General features: G+C 72.3%; 20 protein-coding genes. 14 read left to right on the top strand and 6 right to left on the bottom strand.

Annotation, left to right across the window (positions count from 1 at the left end):
- Nucleotides 1–129 precede the first annotated feature (129 nt).
- Both FJQ56_RS00990 and FJQ56_RS00985 read right to left on the bottom strand, forming a co-directional pair.
- On the bottom strand, nucleotides 130–492 hold the full coding sequence (locus FJQ56_RS00990) for a hypothetical protein (RefSeq protein ID WP_140007348.1): 363 nt from the start codon (nucleotides 490–492) through the stop codon (nucleotides 130–132).
- Complete coding sequence (locus FJQ56_RS00985) at nucleotides 489–881, bottom strand: TetR/AcrR family transcriptional regulator (RefSeq protein WP_140007347.1); 393 nt, start codon at nucleotides 879–881, stop codon at nucleotides 489–491. Before FJQ56_RS00985 ends, FJQ56_RS00990 begins: the two co-directional genes overlap by 4 nt.
- Before the next feature lie 93 nt (nucleotides 882–974).
- On the opposite strand from FJQ56_RS00985, the gene FJQ56_RS00980 reads away from it, so the two are divergent.
- A complete protein-coding gene (locus FJQ56_RS00980; protein WP_140007346.1) occupies nucleotides 975–1,292 on the top strand; it encodes a cold-shock protein in 318 nt (105 codons plus the stop codon).
- A 107-nt stretch (nucleotides 1,293–1,399) separates the two neighbouring features.
- Here FJQ56_RS00980 and FJQ56_RS00975 read toward each other — a convergent pair whose 3' ends face one another.
- From FJQ56_RS00975 to FJQ56_RS00965, 3 genes are all read right to left on the bottom strand, one after another.
- Nucleotides 1,400–1,981 (bottom strand): DUF6461 domain-containing protein, encoded by a 582-nt coding sequence (locus tag FJQ56_RS00975; protein WP_140007345.1) that lies wholly within the window; start codon nucleotides 1,979–1,981, stop codon nucleotides 1,400–1,402.
- 117 nt (nucleotides 1,982–2,098) lie between these two features.
- Nucleotides 2,099–3,229, bottom strand: a complete 1,131-nt coding sequence (locus FJQ56_RS00970; protein ID WP_140007344.1) for an HNH endonuclease signature motif containing protein — start codon at nucleotides 3,227–3,229, stop codon at nucleotides 2,099–2,101.
- Nucleotides 3,230–3,583: 354 nt separating this feature from the next.
- Entirely contained in the window at nucleotides 3,584–4,102 is a 519-nt protein-coding gene (locus tag FJQ56_RS00965) for a GNAT family N-acetyltransferase (RefSeq protein WP_140007343.1), read from the bottom strand.
- A gap of 71 nt (nucleotides 4,103–4,173) precedes the next feature.
- Here FJQ56_RS00965 and FJQ56_RS00960 point away from each other — a divergent pair, with 71 nt between their 5' ends.
- From FJQ56_RS00960 to FJQ56_RS00940, 5 genes are all read left to right on the top strand, one after another.
- On the top strand, nucleotides 4,174–5,298 hold the full coding sequence (locus FJQ56_RS00960) for a class I SAM-dependent methyltransferase (protein WP_246083931.1): 1,125 nt from the start codon (nucleotides 4,174–4,176) through the stop codon (nucleotides 5,296–5,298).
- Nucleotides 5,299–5,304: 6 nt separating this feature from the next.
- A complete protein-coding gene (locus FJQ56_RS00955; RefSeq protein WP_140007342.1) occupies nucleotides 5,305–5,499 on the top strand; it encodes a DUF3046 domain-containing protein in 195 nt (64 codons plus the stop codon).
- 29 nt (nucleotides 5,500–5,528) lie between these two features.
- Nucleotides 5,529–6,341 (top strand): S-methyl-5'-thioadenosine phosphorylase, encoded by an 813-nt coding sequence (locus tag FJQ56_RS00950; protein ID WP_140007341.1) that lies wholly within the window; start codon nucleotides 5,529–5,531, stop codon nucleotides 6,339–6,341.
- A gap of 77 nt (nucleotides 6,342–6,418) precedes the next feature.
- Entirely contained in the window at nucleotides 6,419–6,928 is a 510-nt protein-coding gene (locus FJQ56_RS00945; RefSeq protein WP_140007340.1) for a hypothetical protein, read from the top strand.
- Nucleotides 6,929–6,952: 24 nt separating this feature from the next.
- Nucleotides 6,953–8,014 carry an NAD-dependent epimerase/dehydratase family protein gene (locus tag FJQ56_RS00940; protein ID WP_140007339.1) on the top strand — a complete coding sequence of 354 codons (1,062 nt, stop codon included), beginning with the start codon at nucleotides 6,953–6,955 and terminating at the stop codon, nucleotides 8,012–8,014.
- Between the two features lie 134 nt (nucleotides 8,015–8,148).
- On the opposite strand, the gene FJQ56_RS00935 is transcribed toward FJQ56_RS00940, so the two are convergent.
- Nucleotides 8,149–9,546, bottom strand: coding sequence for a hypothetical protein (locus FJQ56_RS00935; RefSeq protein WP_140007338.1), 1,398 nt, complete (start codon nucleotides 9,544–9,546; stop codon nucleotides 8,149–8,151).
- Between the two features lie 101 nt (nucleotides 9,547–9,647).
- Here FJQ56_RS00935 and FJQ56_RS00930 point away from each other — a divergent pair, with 101 nt between their 5' ends.
- The 8 genes from FJQ56_RS00930 to FJQ56_RS00895 all read left to right on the top strand — a co-directional run bounded on the left by FJQ56_RS00930 (nucleotide 9,648) and on the right by FJQ56_RS00895 (nucleotide 15,834).
- On the top strand, nucleotides 9,648–10,307 hold the full coding sequence (locus FJQ56_RS00930; RefSeq protein WP_140007337.1) for a glycosyltransferase family 2 protein: 660 nt from the start codon (nucleotides 9,648–9,650) through the stop codon (nucleotides 10,305–10,307).
- The gene (locus tag FJQ56_RS00925) at nucleotides 10,304–10,996 is read left to right on the top strand and encodes a TIGR04282 family arsenosugar biosynthesis glycosyltransferase (protein WP_140007336.1); all 693 of its coding nucleotides are present in this window, start codon (nucleotides 10,304–10,306) and stop codon (nucleotides 10,994–10,996) included. Before FJQ56_RS00930 ends, FJQ56_RS00925 begins: the two co-directional genes overlap by 4 nt.
- Complete coding sequence (locus tag FJQ56_RS00920; RefSeq protein WP_140007335.1) at nucleotides 10,993–11,664, top strand: class I SAM-dependent methyltransferase; 672 nt, start codon at nucleotides 10,993–10,995, stop codon at nucleotides 11,662–11,664. Before FJQ56_RS00925 ends, FJQ56_RS00920 begins: the two co-directional genes overlap by 4 nt.
- A complete protein-coding gene (locus tag FJQ56_RS00915; protein ID WP_246083930.1) occupies nucleotides 11,661–12,845 on the top strand; it encodes a molybdopterin-dependent oxidoreductase in 1,185 nt (394 codons plus the stop codon). The genes FJQ56_RS00920 and FJQ56_RS00915 overlap by 4 nt, the downstream gene beginning before the upstream one ends.
- A complete protein-coding gene (locus tag FJQ56_RS00910; RefSeq protein ID WP_140007334.1) occupies nucleotides 12,842–13,330 on the top strand; it encodes a hypothetical protein in 489 nt (162 codons plus the stop codon). The genes FJQ56_RS00915 and FJQ56_RS00910 overlap by 4 nt, the downstream gene beginning before the upstream one ends.
- A 193-nt stretch (nucleotides 13,331–13,523) precedes the next feature.
- The gene (gene recA / locus FJQ56_RS00905) at nucleotides 13,524–14,588 is read left to right on the top strand and encodes a recombinase RecA (RefSeq protein WP_281284672.1); all 1,065 of its coding nucleotides are present in this window, start codon (nucleotides 13,524–13,526) and stop codon (nucleotides 14,586–14,588) included.
- Nucleotides 14,572–15,282 carry a regulatory protein RecX gene (locus FJQ56_RS00900; RefSeq protein WP_246083929.1) on the top strand — a complete coding sequence of 237 codons (711 nt, stop codon included), beginning with the start codon at nucleotides 14,572–14,574 and terminating at the stop codon, nucleotides 15,280–15,282. Before recA ends, FJQ56_RS00900 begins: the two co-directional genes overlap by 17 nt.
- 57 nt (nucleotides 15,283–15,339) lie before the next feature.
- Nucleotides 15,340–15,834, top strand: a complete 495-nt coding sequence (locus tag FJQ56_RS00895; protein ID WP_140007332.1) for a phosphoribosyltransferase — start codon at nucleotides 15,340–15,342, stop codon at nucleotides 15,832–15,834.
- Nucleotides 15,835–15,837: the final 3 nt, after the last annotated feature.

The following is a 15,837-nucleotide window of genomic DNA, read 5'->3' as shown; positions in this document are numbered from 1 at the left end:
GGGTGGTGGGGTGGCGACGCACGGTGGAGGAGCCCTTCAAGGACGAGTGACGGAACGCCGGACGCTAGGAGTCACAGGCACGGCTTGTCGAGCAGGACCATCGAGGTGCCGGCAGATCCGAGTGGCGGTTCAGGGCGCGCCGAGTGCGCTGTTGACGGAGTCGACCACCTGGTCAGGGTCGTCGACGGTGATCACCAGGCGGTCGAACTTCTCCGCGGCGTCGAGGGTGATGACGATCGCGCGCTCGTAGCCCGAGATGTTCCAGAACTGCTTCTTCCCGTCCGCGTGGAACGTGCCGGACAGCCTTCCCGGGAGGCCGAGGCCGGGACCACGCCAGCCCTTCGGCTCGTCCCTCATGCCCGGATCGAAGGTCGCGCCCCGGACATGCTCGAGCGGGAACTGCAGGCGACGGGTGAACGACCAGAGCTTGGTCAGACCGACCGGCTCGACCACGAGGTGCTCCGGGGTAACCGTGACTCTGTTGCTGCTCATGTCGACTCCTTCTCGTCCGGCAGCCTCTCGTCCGACAGCCCGGCACGGGCCAGCAGGCGACTGCCCAGGTGCTCTGCGGTGATGTCATGCGCCTCGAGGAGGCCCGTGATCCGCTCGCGGACGCGCGGGTCGGTGGGGGCGAGCTCGAGCAGTCCCACCAGGATCACGTCGAGGCGTTCCGCCGAGCTCGAGTCGTGCGCGTCCACGGCGTCCAGGACCCGCAGGAACAGGCCGTGCTTGCTCCCGAAGACGCCGTACAGGCTGCCTCGGTGTACGCCGGTCGCGTCGACGAGGTGGTCGACCGAGGTCGATGCGTACCCCCGCTGACAGAACACCGCCGACGCTGCGGCCACGGCACCCCTCTCCTCGAACTGCCGTGGCCGACCCATGATTTGAGAATAGTCATTCAAGAACGGTCGGTCAAGAACGGCTGACCCGCGCGCCCGCCCGGGGGGACAGCGACGGCAGGGGAGACTCGTGGCATGAGCACCGTTGGCGTGGTCGGTACCTGGCACGGGGACGAGGGGTGGGGCGTCATCGACTCACCAGCCACACCAGGTGGTTGCTGGACGCACTTCTCAGCGGTCCTGGGCGAGGGCTACCGGACGCTCAGCCCGGGTCAGAGGGTGACGTTCGAGTTCGAGACGGCCGACCAGGACGGGTATCGCTACCGCACGGTCGAGGCATGGCCATCAGACGAGCCGAAGCCGGCTGTCGTGGAGGTCTCCGGGCCCGCTGCTGCCTACGCGTCCACCCTCACCCTGACCTTCGACCAGCCCGGACCATCTGACCACCGCTGACGGCGTGCCGATCACTCGCGCCGGTCGTGGCCGTGCGAGGCGGCACCAGCCAGCGAGGTCGGGGTCGGCCGCTTCGACCAGCTCACCTGAGGTCGTCCGGTGCGACATCAGCCGAGGATGGGGTACGACGGCGGCTCCGGTCCGTCGAAGATGGTGCGGGGGACCCCGACACCGCAGAACTGCTCCATCATGGCGAACCCGATGGCGAGCATCTGCCCCTGTGACTCGTCGGTGTCGAAGTCGACCGCCGCGAGCTCCTCCGCCAGCACGTCGAGGCCTGGAGGGAGCTCGTCGTCGCGGTCCGGGCTCCGGTCGTCGTCCCCGAAGTCGAAGAGCTCCGTCGTGGAGAGGAACCGACCTTCGGCGCAGGTCAAACTGGGCATGGCCGCGTCCTCGTTCCAGTACATGCTGGCGACCCGCCCGCCGTCGGCAAGGCGGGACACGACCTCCCGCAGCGACCCGTGGTAGCCGTTGGCCTCGTAGACGACGACGCCCCCGGGCACGGGGAACACCGCCACCACCACGTCGTACGGGCCCGCGTACGGGCTCCGCTCGTCTCCCTCGAGAGGCGTCGACACGTCAGCCTCGAAAGCCTCCAGCACGGGTAGTGCAGAGCCGTTCACCACGATCGTGACGCAGGCTGCACTCCCGAAGTCCGAGACCCAGTCGTAGTCGCTCGATACAGCCACGTCTACTCCCTCCTGTGGTGCCGGCCACCACAGCCGGCATCACCAGAACCTAGACGCAACCGGCAGAGTTCATCGACTACGTGAGCTCGCTAGTGCCCTGCGCGAGCACCATGGCTGTCAGGTGCGCGTGGGGTCGTGGCCGGGTTGGTGGATGCGGGTGTGGTGGTAGGGGCAGTAGAGCGTGGTGGTCCTCAGGTCGGTGGTGCCGCCCTGGGCCCAGGGGATGGTGTGGTGGGCGTGGCACAGGTAGCCGGGGACGTCGCAGCCACTGTGGTGTTGGCAGTGGCGTTGCTCGACGATCGCGGCGAGGCGTTGGGCGGGGGTGTGGAACCTGTGCTTCCTACCCAGGGCGAGGACTTCGCCGGATGCGTTCATCCAGGCGGGGATGATCCCGGCGCCGCAGGCCAGGCGGAGGTATTCGGTGGGGCTGATCTTGGTGCCGGTCTCCAGCTGGGCAGCCTTGAGCTTGCCTTGGAGGAGGTCGTAGTCGCCGATGGCGATCACGGTGGCGGTCAGGCCGCCGATCTTGGGTAGCTGGGTGGGGTCGTAGGTCTCGATCCAGTCGGTGAAAGCCTGACCCATCCGCTCCGCGGACGGCTTCTGCCAGTCATAGGACCCGGCCCCGTGCTCGGCGCGCACGTGCTTGGGGGCGGCCAGGGCGTGGAGCTGTTTGCGGAACGCATCCGCCGCGGCGGTGGGGATGGAGAACCGGCCGTGGGTCAGTCCCTGCCCGTCGTCACCCATGGTGATTCGGGTCTTCTTGCGGGCGCGTTCCTCCTGCGCCTGCAGGGCTTTGGCTTCGCGTTCGTCGGCGCCTTCGGGGTCCAGGCGTTCCCAGATCGCGTGGCCCATCGTCGCCAGGGCATCGGCGTCATGGCCACCGACAGCCTCAGCGAGCAGGAACGTCTCGGCGCGGGCCTGGTCGTAGGTCGAGACCTTCTCGTCCTCCAACAACCCCATGTGGTCGGCGATCACCTGGGCCTGCTCGGCGTGGATCTCACCGCGAGCGGTCGCCGTACGCGTCGGCTCCAGATCAGCCAGGCACTTCGCGAGCCTGGCCTTGGTCCTCGCGGTGCGCCCGGTGACACCGGTAGTCACGCGCAGCCACCGGGCGGTGTTGCGGCACCCCGCGACACCGGGCAGGTCCAGGGTCTCGGCCTGGTTGATCGACCTGGCTTCGAGCTCGGCGACACCGGCGGCGACCCGGGCACCCAGGGCCACGACCCGGGTGGTCGTGGTGGCGTCCATCGCCAGGTCGGCACGTCGGCCAGACCCTTGAGCTCGTCGAGGAACCGGCACAGCACTGCCTCGATCGGGTGTCCCGATCCAGGGGTGTCGATGTGCTGGGCCATGGGACTATTCCAGCACCGGCCACCGACAGTCCTGGACGACTTTCCGGCTCAACCACGGGGGTTGTGGACAACCCCTATCCACTCGCGCCCTGTGGACGGTTCGTGGTTGTTTCCACAGCCCCGGAGCCGGGTTGGGAGGGTCGGCTGCGGTGGCTTCGAGGCTCGTCGCTGGGGCTCCTCGCACCTCAGCCGGCGTAGGGGCGGCTGGGGCGGCGTACCGGGTCGGCTCGTCGCTGGGGCTCCTCGCACCTCAGCCGACGGTGGGGCGCTCGAGCACCAGCGCGTAGAACGCCGTGTCGACCCACCGACCGAGCTTGTACCCGACCTCGGGCAGCAACCCCACCCTCTCGAACCCGAACCCGCGGTGCAGCGCCTCGCTCGCGGGGTTGGGCAGGGCGATGACGGCCAGGACCGTGTGGATGCCGTCGGTGCGGAGCCGGGCCAGGAGGTCGTCGTACAGGGCGCGGCCGACGCCGCGGCCGCGGGCGGGCTCGTCGAGGTAGACCGAGACCTCCTTGGTCCGGTCGTACGCCGCCCGCGGCCGGTACGTCGAGGAGTAGGCGTAGCCGAGGACCGTCTCGCCGTCGGTGCGGTCCACCGCGACGAGGAGGTGGTCGGGGGAGTCGAGCCGGTCCTGCCAGTAGGCCAGCGGCGGGGGGACGGTGTCGAAGGTCGCCAGGCCGTGGGCCACCTGCTCGTCGTAGATCGCCTTGATCGCCGGCAGGTCGGCAGCGACGGCGTCACGCACGGACATCTCTCCCACGGACATGGCCGAATCCTGCCCGACGTTGGCAGGAAGCCCGACGACGGGCAACACCTACCGCTGGCAGGATCCGATGCGTGATCGAGCCGGACACCAAGGACTGGACGTGGGTGCTCGACGCCCCCTGCCCCGACTGCGGCTTCGTCGCCGCCCACGTCGACGTCGGCCGGCTCGGTGACGCGATCCGGAGCAACGCGGCGCTCTGGTCGGTCGTGCTGTCCGGACCCGGAGCGACCGACAGGCCGGACCCCGGCACCTGGTCGCCGACCGAGTACGCCGCCCACGTCCGCGACGTGCACCGCGTCTTCGCCGAGCGCGTCGCCCTGATGCTGGCCGAGGACGGACCCGTCTTCGCCAACTGGGACCAGGACGCCACCGCCCTCGAGCAGCGCTACGACCTCGCCGACCCGGCCGAGACCGGACCCGCGCTGACGCAGTCCGCCGAGGACGTCGCCACCCTCTACGACGGCGTACGGCCCGACCAGCGCGACCGCACCGGCCTGCGCAGCAACGGCAGTGCGTTCACGATCGACACGCTCGCGCGCTACCACCTGCACGACGTGGTCCATCACACCTGGGACGTCCGCCGCCAGCTCGCCGTGGCCGCCTACGACCGTCAGGCCGCCGACTACCGCACCGCCTCGGCGCCGCTGGGCGACGGCGTCCGGGCCGGGATCGACGAGCTCGCCGCGCGCCTCGCCCCCGGGTCGCTGGTGCTCGAGATCGGCAGCGGCGGCGGTCGCGACGCGCTCGAGCTCGAGACCCGCGGCCTGCGCGTACGGCGGACCGACGTGGCTACCGGGTTCGTCACCCTGCTGCGCGAGGCGGGCCACGACGCCGACGTCCTCGACCCGCTCACCGACGACCTCAGCCCCGCGCCACCCGACACCGCGTACGACGCCGTGTGGGCCAACGCGAGCCTGCTGCACGTGGCCCGCACCGACCTCCCGGTCGTCCTCGCGCGCCTGGCCTTGGTGACCCGGCCCGGGGGCGTACTGCGCGCGGCCGTCAAGGAGGGCGACGGCGAGGGCTGGTCGACCCACGGCAGCATCGCGGTCCCGCGGATGTTCACCTACTGGCGCCGCCCCGACCTCGAGTCCGTGGTCACCGGGTCCGGCTGGGACGTCGTGCGCACCGACGAGACGAGCGGCCGGCGCGACGAGCGCTGGCTCTCGGTGCTCGCCACCCGTCGCCTACCGTAGGAGCCCGTGAGGCACACGGAGTTCTGGGAGCGACTGGAGGCCGCCCTCGGCCCCGGCTACTACCGCAGCTGGGCGAGCCAGGTGGTGATGGCCGACCTCGACCGACGCACCGCGCAGGAGGCGCTCGACGCCGGGGTGCCGCCCAAGCAGGTGTGGGCGGCCGTGTGGCGCCAGCTCGAGCTGCCCGACCGCGACCGCTGACGCCACCTCCCACCTGACACGATGGCCGCGTGAGCACCCCGATCGCAGACGTCGCCGTCATCGGCGGCACCGGCTTCTACTCGTTCCTCGAGGGCGGCGAGGTCACCGAGCACCACGTCGAGACGCCGTACGGCGACCCGTCCGGCCCGATCGCGGTCGGCGAGGTCGCGGGGCGCCGGGTGGCGTTCCTGCCCCGCCACGGCGCCGACCACCGGCACCCGCCGCACGGCATCCCCTTCCGCGCCAACGCGTGGGCGCTGCGCTCGCTCGGCGTCCGGCAGGTGCTCGCCCCGTGCGCGGTCGGCGGGCTCTCCACCGGACCCGACGGCGTCGCCCCCGGTGACGTCGTGGTCCCCGACCAGCTCGTCGACCGGACCTTCCGCCGGGTCGGGTCGTTCGTCGAGTCCGGGGCCGTCCACCTGCCCTTCGCCGACCCCTACTGTCCGGGGGTGTCGGCCGCCGCGGCCGGCGCCGCGGACGACGTACGGCTCGGGGGCACGATGGTCGTCGTCGAGGGTCCGCGGTTCTCGACCCGCGCCGAGTCGCGACACTACGCCGCGGCCGGCTGGGACCTGATCAACATGACCGGAGCCCCCGAGGCGGCCCTGGCCCGCGAGATGCGCCAGTGCTACGCCTCGATCGCCCTGGTCACCGACATGGACGCCGGCGCCGAGTCGGGGGCGGGCGTCGACCAGGAGCAGGTCTTCGCGCTCTTCAAGGCCAACCTCGAGCGACTCACCGGCCTGCTGACCCGGACCATCGAGGCGCTGCCCGACCCCGACGGCTGCAGCTGCTCGACCTGGGCCGAGGGCGTCGGGCTCACCTACGACATCCCGGGCTGATACCACCCGCCACGGCCTCGTGGCATGACCCGTTCGGTGCCTGTCCGGACCAGCCGACCCGGTCCAGGGTGAGGGGCATGCGCACCCGACCCTCTCCCTCGTTCGTCGTCGCTGTCCTGGCCCTCGTGGTCGCCTCCGGGGGTGCCGGCTATGCCGCCGGCACGGTCACGTCCAGCCAGATCGCCGACAACACGATCCAGAGCCGCGACATCAGGAACGCCACCATCGAGGGCGTCGACGTCGCCAGCCGCAGCCTGCCCCGTACCAAGATCAGCAAGGGCTGCGCGAGCGGCGAGGTCGCCGTCTTCGGGGGCTGCGTCGCCACGGCCTCGCGCGGCCCGTCGAGCCACCAGGCCGCGGTGGACGACTGCAACAACCGCAACGGCCGGCTCCCCACCACCGGCGAGGTCCAGTGGATCCGCTCGCACATGGAGTTCGCCTGGGCCGACGGCAACCCGAGCCAGTACGAGTTCACCGGCGACTTCACCGGCGGCTACCCCTACACCCCCATCGCCTTCGACCGCTCCGGCAACGGGATCGACAACGCCAGCGCCAACCTGTTCTGGCACCACTGCGTCACCAGCTGACCGCCCCCTTCCTAGGGTGGGGGAGTGCGCGTCCTCCTCACCGGCTCGGCCGGCTTCATCGGTACGGCGATCGGCGCGGCCCTCGAGGCCGCCGGTCACGACGTCGTCCGGGTCGACCTGATGCTCGCCCAGGCCCACGGCTCGAGCACCCCGCCGGTCGGCACCCACCACCTCGACGTCCGCGAGGCCGTCGACGACGCCCGGTGGGCCCCGCTGCTCGACGGCGTCGACGCCGTCTGCCACCAGGCCGCGATGGTGGGCGCGGGAGTCACCGTGGCCGACCTCCCGGCGTACGCCGGTCACAACGACCTCGGCACCGCCGCGCTGCTCGCCGCCATGCACGCCGCCGACGTGCACCGGCTGGTGCTGGCCAGCTCGATGGTGGTCTACGGCGAGGGCCGCTACACCTGCCCGACCCACGGCGACCAGGCCCCGCCGCCGCGCACGGTGGCCGCGCTCGACGCCGGCGACTTCGACAACCACTGCGGCATCTGCGGTGCGCCGCTGGGCTGGGCGACGGTCGACGAGGACGCACGCCTCGACCCGCGCAGCTCCTACGCCGCCAGCAAGCTGGCCCAGGAGCACTACGCCTCGGCGTGGGTGCGCCAGGCGGCGCCCGAGGGTGCTGCCGCGATCGCGCTGCGCTACCACAACGTCTACGGCCCGCTGATGCCGCGCGACACGCCGTACTCCGGGGTCGCGGCGATGTTCCGCTCCTCCCTCGAGCGCGGCGAGCGCCCGCAGGTCTACGAGGACGGCGCCCAGGCCCGCGACTTCGTGCACGTCGACGACGTCGCCCGCGCCAACGTGCTCGCCCTGGAGGCCGTCGTGGCCGGCCCCGGCGCGACGTACGACGCCTACAACGTGGCCTCCGGGCGCCCCGTCTCGATCCTCGACGTCGCCCGGCTGGTCGGCGCGGGGACCGGCGCCGACATCGAGCCCGAGGTCACCGGCGGCTACCGGCTCGGCGACGTCCGCCACGTCGTGGCCTCGCCGGCCCGGGCGGCCGAGGCGCTGGGGTTCACCGCGCAGGTCACGCCCGAGGAGGGGCTGCGCGCGTTCGCGACGGCGCCGCTGCGCACCTGATCGGGTAGCGGGTGCGTCATACGAGCTGGCTCCCCGGGCCGCCACGACGTATGACGTCCGCGCGCCGTCGGGACGTCATACGAGCCGGCTCCCAGAGCCGCCACCACGTATGACGCAACGGCTACCTGACCACCTCACCACTGCGTGAACACCAGCTGCTGCAGCAGGATCGCCGAGGTCACCTGCACCGCCAGCGCCGGTCGCCGCCACCGCTCGGGCAGCAGGGCGGTCGACACGAGCAGCCACGGGATCCACGGCAGCCAGATCCGCTCGACCTCCGACTTGCTCATCCCGGACAGGTCGGCGGCGAGCACGGCGGCGGCGGCCGAGAGCGCCAGCAGCACCGTCGTACGTCGCTCGCCGACGGCTCCGCGGACCGTCGCGCGCACTCCCGGCACGCAGCACGCCAGCGCCGTGGCGAGCACCGGCCCGGCGCTGACCAGGAGCGCACCGACGTTGCCCCACACCCAGTAGGACTGCGGGCGCTTGCCGCCGAGCCCGGCGAAGTAGCGGTCGTGCACGGCCGCGTAGGACTCCCACCACCAGAAGCCGAAGCCTCCGAAGATCGCAACCACCACGAGAGCCCCGCCGATCGCCCACGGCAGCGGTCGCCACGAGCGCGCCGAGGCCAGCACGGCCAGGGCGACCAGGCCCATGAGCAGCAGGCCGTAGGACATGAAGACCGACAGACCGAGCACCAGCCCCGCGACCAGCGACCAGGCCACCATCGAGCGGCGTGAGGCCGCGGTGGCCGCGAGCGCCAGGAACGCCAGGCCCCACGCCGACACCGTCAGGAACACCGCGTCCGCCGAGACCGCCATCAGCACCGCCGCGGGGGTGAGCACCAGGAACGGCAGCACCCGGCGAGCGGTCGGCTCGGCTCCGAGCGCTCGCAGCGCGACGAGCACGCCGGGCACGGCGGCCGCACCGACCAGGGTCATCGCGAGCCCGACCCCGAACGACGTGTCGATGCCGAGCCGGACCAGCAGCACGACGAACAGCAGCGCCCCCGGTGGGTGTCCGGCGACGTGGGTCGTCCAGCTGTCGGGCTGGCCGTAGGTGATGCCGCCGACGAAGCCGTCCAGCATCGCGGGGACGTCGGTGATCGCCCGCGCGGTGTTGAGGTACTCGCCGGGCATGTCCTCGACGCGCGACAGTCCCTCGGACCCGTCGACGTAGGCGAGCCCGAGCAGCCACACCAGCCCCACGGCGTACGACGTCACGAGGAGCACCGGCCAGCGCGCGGTCGCGGAGATGCGGGGCAGGAACAGCCACGCGAGCACCCCGACGAGCACGACGCGCACGGTGCGGAACCCGACGGCCTTGACCTCCAGGTAGCCCCGCAGCGGGGGAACCGCGTCCTCACCGGGGTAGCGGGTGCGCGAGTAGGTCTCGATCGAGAGCAGGTGCGGCAGCCAGAAGGTGAGCACCAGCACGACCACCGCCAGGGCGGCGCCGACCGACGCGGCGACCGCGACGCGGGCTGCGTCGGGTCCGGTGCCGGCGTCGGGTGGTGCGGCGGTGGCGGTCATCGGGGCCGAGAGTAGCCACCGAGCGGCCACGACCGCGGACGCCCGGTGGGAGCCTTCGGGGTGGGTTCCCGTCAGGCCCCTGCACCTACGTTCGGGGGACGATGCCCGACTGCGACCTGATCCTGCCCTGCCGAGACGAGGCGGCTGCCCTGCGAGCGCTGCTGCCCCGGGTGCCCGCCGAGCTGTCGGTCATCGTCGTCGACAACGGCTCGGTCGACGGCACCGCCGACGTCGCGCGCGAGCTCGGTGCTCGGGTCGTCACGGAGTCGACGCCCGGCTACGGCGCCGCGATCCAAGCCGGACTGCTCGCCGCGACGAACACCTACGTGGCCTTCATGGACGGAGACGGATCCTTCGACCCCGACGAGGTGCTGCCGCTGCTCGCCGAGGTGCGCGCCGGCCGCGCCGACATCGCTGTCGGACGCCGCCGACCGGTCCGCCGCGGCGTGTGGCCCTGGCACGCCCGGGCCGGCAACGCGCTCATCGTCGCCTGGCTGCGCCGCCGCATCGACCTCGACGCCCACGACATCGCGCCGCTGCGGGTCTGCCGGCGCGTGGACCTGCTGGACCTCGGCGTCGAGGATCGCCGCTTCGGCTACCCGGTCGAGCTGCTGCAGCGGGCGACCGCGGCCGGCTGGCGCTTCCGCGAGCACGACGTGAGCTACCACCCCCGCGCGGAGGGCACGAGGTCCAAGGTGTCCGGCTCGGTCACGGGCACGCTGCGCACCGCGCGAGACTTTGGCAGGGTGTTGTCGCGATGACCGCCATCCCCTCCACGACGGCGCCGCCCACGTGGACCGTCCTCGTCGTCGCCAAGGCGCCCGTCTCCGGACTGGCCAAGACCCGGCTCGCGGCCGGCGTGGGGGAGCGGGCTGCCGCCGACCTGGCGGCCGCCGCCCTCCTCGACACGCTCGCGGCGTGCGCCCACGCGCCCCGCCGGGTGATCGCCCTGACCGGCGACCTCGACCTCGCCGAACGCGCCGACGACCTGCGCGGCACGCTCGACGACCCCACGACCCGGTGGACCGTGGTGCCCCAGCGCGGCGACGCCTTCGACGAGCGTCTCGCCGCGGCCCACGCCGACGCGGGTCCGGGTCCCACCGTCCAGGTCGGCATGGACACCCCGCAGGTCACCCCCGAGCTGCTGGCCGACGTCGCCGCCCGGCTCCTCGACCACGACGCCGTGCTCGGTCGCGCCGACGACGGCGGCTGGTGGGTGCTCGCCCTGCGCGACCCTGCCCACGCCGCGGCGCTGGTCGGCGTACCCATGTCCACCCCCACCACGTACGACGACACCCGGGTCGCCCTCACCGCTGCGGGCCTCGACGTCGGCGACATCGTCGAGCTGACCGACGTCGACACCGCCGTCGACGCCGACCTGGTGGCCGCGGCCGCACCGGCCACGCGGTTCGCGCGGGCCTGGACCGAGCAGAAGGCGGTAGCCCGATGACCGATCAGCTGAACCGTGTGGAGCAGGTCGAGCCGGTCACGCAGCCGTTCTCGACCGTGTTCGCCTACGCCCTGCAGGGGCACCCCTGCGCGGTGATCGGGCTCGACGACGCTCCGTCCGTGATGCCGATGGACGCCTGGACCCGGGTCGCCGACGAGCACGACCAGTCGATCCTCGACCTCTGCGTCGGACCGACCCTCGACGTCGGCTGCGGTCCCGGTCGGATGACCGCCGCGCTGGTCGAGCGCGGGGTCGTGGCGCTCGGCATCGACGTGGTCCGTGAGGCCGTCGGCCAGACCCTGCAGCGCGGCGGGGCCGCCCTGCAGCTCGACGTCTTCGACACCGTGCCCGGCGAGGGACGCTGGTCCACCGCGCTGCTCGCCGACGGCAACGTCGGCATCGGCGGCGACCCGATCTCGCTGCTGAGCCGGGTGCGCGAGCTCATCGAGTCCCGCGGCCGCATCGTCGTGGAGGTCGCTGCTCCCGGCGTACCGGCCAAGACCGTGTGGGCCACCATCGAGGCCGGCGGTGCGCGCAGCAGCCGGTTCCGCTGGGCGGTCGTGGGCCTCGACGACATCGGCGTCCTGGCCGCCCGCGCGGGGCTGCGACTGGTCGACCAGACCTGCCACGGCGGGCGCTGGGTCGCCGTGCTGCAGGCGGTCACGTGAAGGTCCTCGACCCGCAGACCCTGCCCGGCCCCAAGCCGGAGCACTTCACCTCGCGCCTGCGCAGCCCGGCCGTCGCCGCCCGGATCGGCATGGCCCTCGGCATCGCCTTCGGCGTCTGCTTCGTCACCGGCCTGCTCAGCCACTACGCGCAGAACCCGACCCAGCCGATCCCGTACCCGTCCAGCCCCTCGTGGGGCTACCGCCTGACCCAGGGCCTGCACGTCGTCACCGGTACGGCGTCCGTGCCGCTGCTGCTGGTCAAGCTCTGGACGGTCTATCCCAAGCTGTTCGAGCGGCCGCCGTCGCTGCGCGCCCGGCAGCTGCTCCTCACCGGTCTCGAGCGGGTCTCGATCCTGGTGCTGGTCGCCTCGTCGATCTTCATGCTCGTCACGGGCCTGACCAACACCGCGTCCTGGTACGTCTGGAAGTTCGGTTTCCGGCCCGCCCACTACGCGATGGCCTGGGTCACCATCGGCGCCCTGCTGGTCCACATCGCCGTCAAGCTGCCCGTGATCCGCGAGGCGCTGCTCCACGACGTCGAGGACGAGCACTCCCACGACCGGCCCACCGCCGTCGACCAGGGCGTGATGTCGCGTCGCGGCCTGCTGCGCACCACCTGGCTGGCCGCCGGTACGACGGTCCTGCTGACCGCCGGGGCGACTGTTCCGTGGCTGCGCACCGTGTCGGTGTTCGGCGTGCGCTCCGGCGACGGCCCACAGGGCATCCCGGTCAACCGCTCGGCCAAGGCCGCCGGCGTCACCGCCACCGCGACGAGCGAGAGCTGGCGGCTCGAGGTCTCCCACGGCGAGCGGAGCGTCGCGCTGTCGCGACCCGACCTGCTCGCGATGACCCAGCGCACCGAGACCCTCCCGATCGCCTGCGTCGAGGGGTGGAGCGCCAACGGCACCTGGACCGGCGTACGGCTCAGCGACGTCCTCGCCCTGGTCGGGGCCGACGCCGACAGCGACGTCACGGTGTCGTCCTTCCAGGAGAACGGGCCCTACTACACGGTCAACACGCTGCAGAAGACGTTCGCCGGAGACGACCGCACGCTGCTGGCGCTGATGCTCGACGGCGAGGCCCTCGCGCTGGACCACGGCTACCCCTGCCGGCTGATCGCGCCCAACCGGCCCGGCGTGCTGCAGACCAAGTGGCTCGGCAGCATCGAGGTGCAGGCGTGAGTGGCGCGAGCACCCCCGACACGGGACCCGACGTGCGACCTCAGGCGGGGCCTGGCCGCGCGATCGTGGTGGTCCGCGTCGTCGTCGGCGCGGTCGGCGTCCTGGTGGGCCTGTACGGCGCCTACCTGTTCCTCTCGCGCCAGACGCAGTCGCGCCAGCTCGTCAGCGCGGCCAAGTACCTCGTCGGCGGCGTCGTGCTCAACGACCTGCTGATCGCGCTGGTCGTCCTGGCGCTCGGCTTCGTCGTGGTGCGGTTCGTGCCGCCCGTGGTGCGGGCGCCCCTCGTCGTGGGCGGGGTGGTGCTGGGGTCGGTGACCCTGCTGGCGATCCCGGTGCTGCTGGCCAAGGGGCGCAAGCCCGACAACCCCACCCTGCTCGACCGTGACTTCGTCGGTGGGTGGTGGGTGTTCGCCGCGGTGGTCGTGGTGTCGGTGGTCGCGTGGATCGTCGTACGCCTGGTGGTTGCGCGCCGCTCCCCCGCCTGACCGGCGTGTCGGATGGCTTCGAACGTGTGTTCGGCATAGCCTGCTCGTGGGCGCTGACCCAGGCGGTCATCCACAGGCGGGTCGTTCGATCGAGCGGACTGTCGGTGGTCGCCCCTAGCGTCTCGCTGGACAGATCGGGACGACGACCTCCCATCCGAGACACCTTCGAGACACACCGACGTTAGGACACAACATCATGGCTGGTGGAGACCGCGACAAGGCCCTGGACGCCGCGCTGCTCAACATCGAGAAGCAGTTCGGCAAGGGCTCGGTGATGCGCCTGGGCGACGAGACGCGCGCCCCCCTCGAGATCATCCCGACCGGGTCGATCGCCCTCGACGTGGCCCTGGGCCTGGGCGGCCTGCCGCGCGGGCGGGTCGTCGAGATCTACGGGCCGGAGTCCTCCGGCAAGACGACGGTCGCCCTGCACGCGGTGGCCAACGCCCAGGCCGCCGGCGGCATCGTCGCCTTCATCGACGCCGAGCACGCGCTCGACCCCGACTACGCCGCCAACCTCGGCGTCGACACCGACGCCCTGCTGGTCTCGCAGCCCGACTCCGGTGAGCAGGCGCTTGAGATCGCCGACATGCTCATCCGCTCCGGCGCGCTCGACCTGATCGTCATCGACTCGGTGGCCGCGCTGGTGCCACGCGCCGAGATCGAGGGCGAGATGGGCGACAGCCACGTCGGCCTCCAGGCCCGGCTGATGAGCCAGGCGCTGCGCAAGATGACCGGTGCGCTCAACAACTCCGGCACGACCGCCATCTTCATCAACCAGCTCCGCGAGAAGATCGGCGTCATGTTCGGCTCGCCGGAGACCACGACCGGTGGCCGCGCGCTGAAGTTCTACTCCTCGGTCCGCCTCGACGTGCGCCGCATCGAGACCCTCAAGGACGGCACCGACATGGTCGGCAACCGCACCCGGGTCAAGGTCGTCAAGAACAAGGTCGCCCCGCCGTTCAAGCAGGCCGAGTTCGACATCATGTACGGCAAGGGCATCAGCCGCGAGGGCGGCCTGATCGACGTCGGCGTCGAGGCCGGCATCGTCCGCAAGGCCGGCGCTTGGTACACCTACGACGGCGACCAGCTCGGCCAGGGCAAGGAGAACGCCCGCACCTTCCTCAAGGACAACCCCGACCTGGCCAATGAGCTGGAGAAGAAGATCCTCGAGAAGCTCGGGGTCGGCCCCAGCGTCGAGAAGCCCGCCGACCCGCTGTCCGACCTCTCCGACGCCCCGATCGGTGTCGACGACTTCTGAGTCGTGGCGCGGTGACGTCCACCAGGGCGTCACCGCGTGGACGCGCAACGCCCCCGCCCCTGACCCCGACGCCGGTCGAGGTGCGAGGAGCCCCGGCGACGAGCCTCGAGACCACCGCAGCCGGTCCGCCCCCCGCAACCGCCCCCGCAGCCGCTGGCCGGAGAAGTCGCCGGCCGACCCGGTAGCCGACGGGCCGGACGCCGACCCCGAGTCGGTCGCGCGCACCATCCTGCTCGACCAGCTCACCGGTCGGGCCCGCTCGCGCAGCGAGCTGGCCGACAAGCTGGCCGCCAAGGGCGTGCCCGACGAGATCGCGGTGCGCCTCCTCGACCGGTTCGAGGAGGTCGGGCTGGTCGACGACGACGCGTTCGCCCGGGCCTGGATCTCCGGTCGCGGTGCGGCCGGCGGCAAGGGGCTGGCCCGCCGGGCGCTGGCCCAGGAGCTGCGCCGCAAGGGCGTCGACGACGAGGTCGCCCGCGAGGCGCTCGACGAGGTCGACCCGGCCCAGGAGGAGGAGGCCGCCCGGGCCCTGGTCCGCCGCAAGCTGCGCACCCTGACCCGCGTCGACGACACCGTGGCCACCCGCCGCCTGGTCGGCATGCTCGCCCGCAAGGGCTACGGCTCCGGCCTGGCGTTCGCGGTGGTGCGCGACGAGCTGGCCTCCTCCGGACGCGAGGCCCCCGAGCCCGACTGATCACCCGGAGTGAGACCGGGGTTCCGCCGGGGCCGGCCCGGGCGTCAGACTCTGCGCGTGAGCGACGAGCGCGAGACCCTGACCTACGAGCTGTTCGGCACCGCGGTGCGCGAGCTGGCCCAGCAGGTCGTCAACTCCGGCTTCGAGCCCGACGTGGTGCTGGCCATCGCCCGCGGCGGCCTCGGCCTCGGCATGGGGCTGGGCTACGCGCTCGACGTCAAGAACCTCTCGGCGGTCAACGTCGAGTTCTACACCGGCATCGACGAGCGGCTCGACGTCCCGATCATGCTGCCGCCGACGCCCGCCGCCATCGACCTGTCGGGGCTCAAGGTGCTGATCGCCGACGACGTCAGCGACAGCGGCCGCACCCTCGAGCTGGTGCGCTCCTTCTTCGCCGACCACGTGGCCGAGGCCCGGATCGCGGTGATCTACGAGAAGCCGCGCACGATCGTCCACGCCGACTACGTGTGGCGCCACACCGACCTGTGGATCAACTTCCCGTGGTCCACCGAGCCGCCGCTGGTCGACCGGCGCGGTGGCCTCGCCCACTGAGCG

The organism is Nocardioides plantarum (assembly GCF_006346395.1).
GTDB classification, from domain to species: Bacteria; Actinomycetota; Actinomycetes; order Propionibacteriales; family Nocardioidaceae; genus Nocardioides; species Nocardioides plantarum.
This window is presented reverse-complemented; position numbering and strand designations above follow the sequence as displayed.

What these genes read in the sequence shown, in the direction of transcription:
- FJQ56_RS00990 (WP_140007348.1), bottom strand. Translation starts at nt 492, where the DNA reads ATGAGCAGCAACAGAGTCACGGTTACCCCGGAGCACCTCGTGGTCGAG.
- FJQ56_RS00985 (WP_140007347.1), bottom strand. Translation starts at nt 881, where the DNA reads ATGGGTCGGCCACGGCAGTTCGAGGAGAGGGGTGCCGTGGCCGCAGCG.
- FJQ56_RS00980 (WP_140007346.1), top strand. Translation starts at nt 975, where the DNA reads ATGAGCACCGTTGGCGTGGTCGGTACCTGGCACGGGGACGAGGGGTGG.
- FJQ56_RS00970 (WP_140007344.1), bottom strand. Translation starts at nt 3,229, where the DNA reads ATGGACGCCACCACGACCACCCGGGTCGTGGCCCTGGGTGCCCGGGTC.
- FJQ56_RS00965 (WP_140007343.1), bottom strand. Translation starts at nt 4,102, where the DNA reads ATGTCCGTGGGAGAGATGTCCGTGCGTGACGCCGTCGCTGCCGACCTG.
- FJQ56_RS00945 (WP_140007340.1), top strand. Translation starts at nt 6,419, where the DNA reads ATGCGCACCCGACCCTCTCCCTCGTTCGTCGTCGCTGTCCTGGCCCTC.
- FJQ56_RS00935 (WP_140007338.1), bottom strand. Translation starts at nt 9,546, where the DNA reads ATGACCGCCACCGCCGCACCACCCGACGCCGGCACCGGACCCGACGCA.
- FJQ56_RS00930 (WP_140007337.1), top strand. Translation starts at nt 9,648, where the DNA reads ATGCCCGACTGCGACCTGATCCTGCCCTGCCGAGACGAGGCGGCTGCC.
- FJQ56_RS00925 (WP_140007336.1), top strand. Translation starts at nt 10,304, where the DNA reads ATGACCGCCATCCCCTCCACGACGGCGCCGCCCACGTGGACCGTCCTC.
- FJQ56_RS00920 (WP_140007335.1), top strand. Translation starts at nt 10,993, where the DNA reads ATGACCGATCAGCTGAACCGTGTGGAGCAGGTCGAGCCGGTCACGCAG.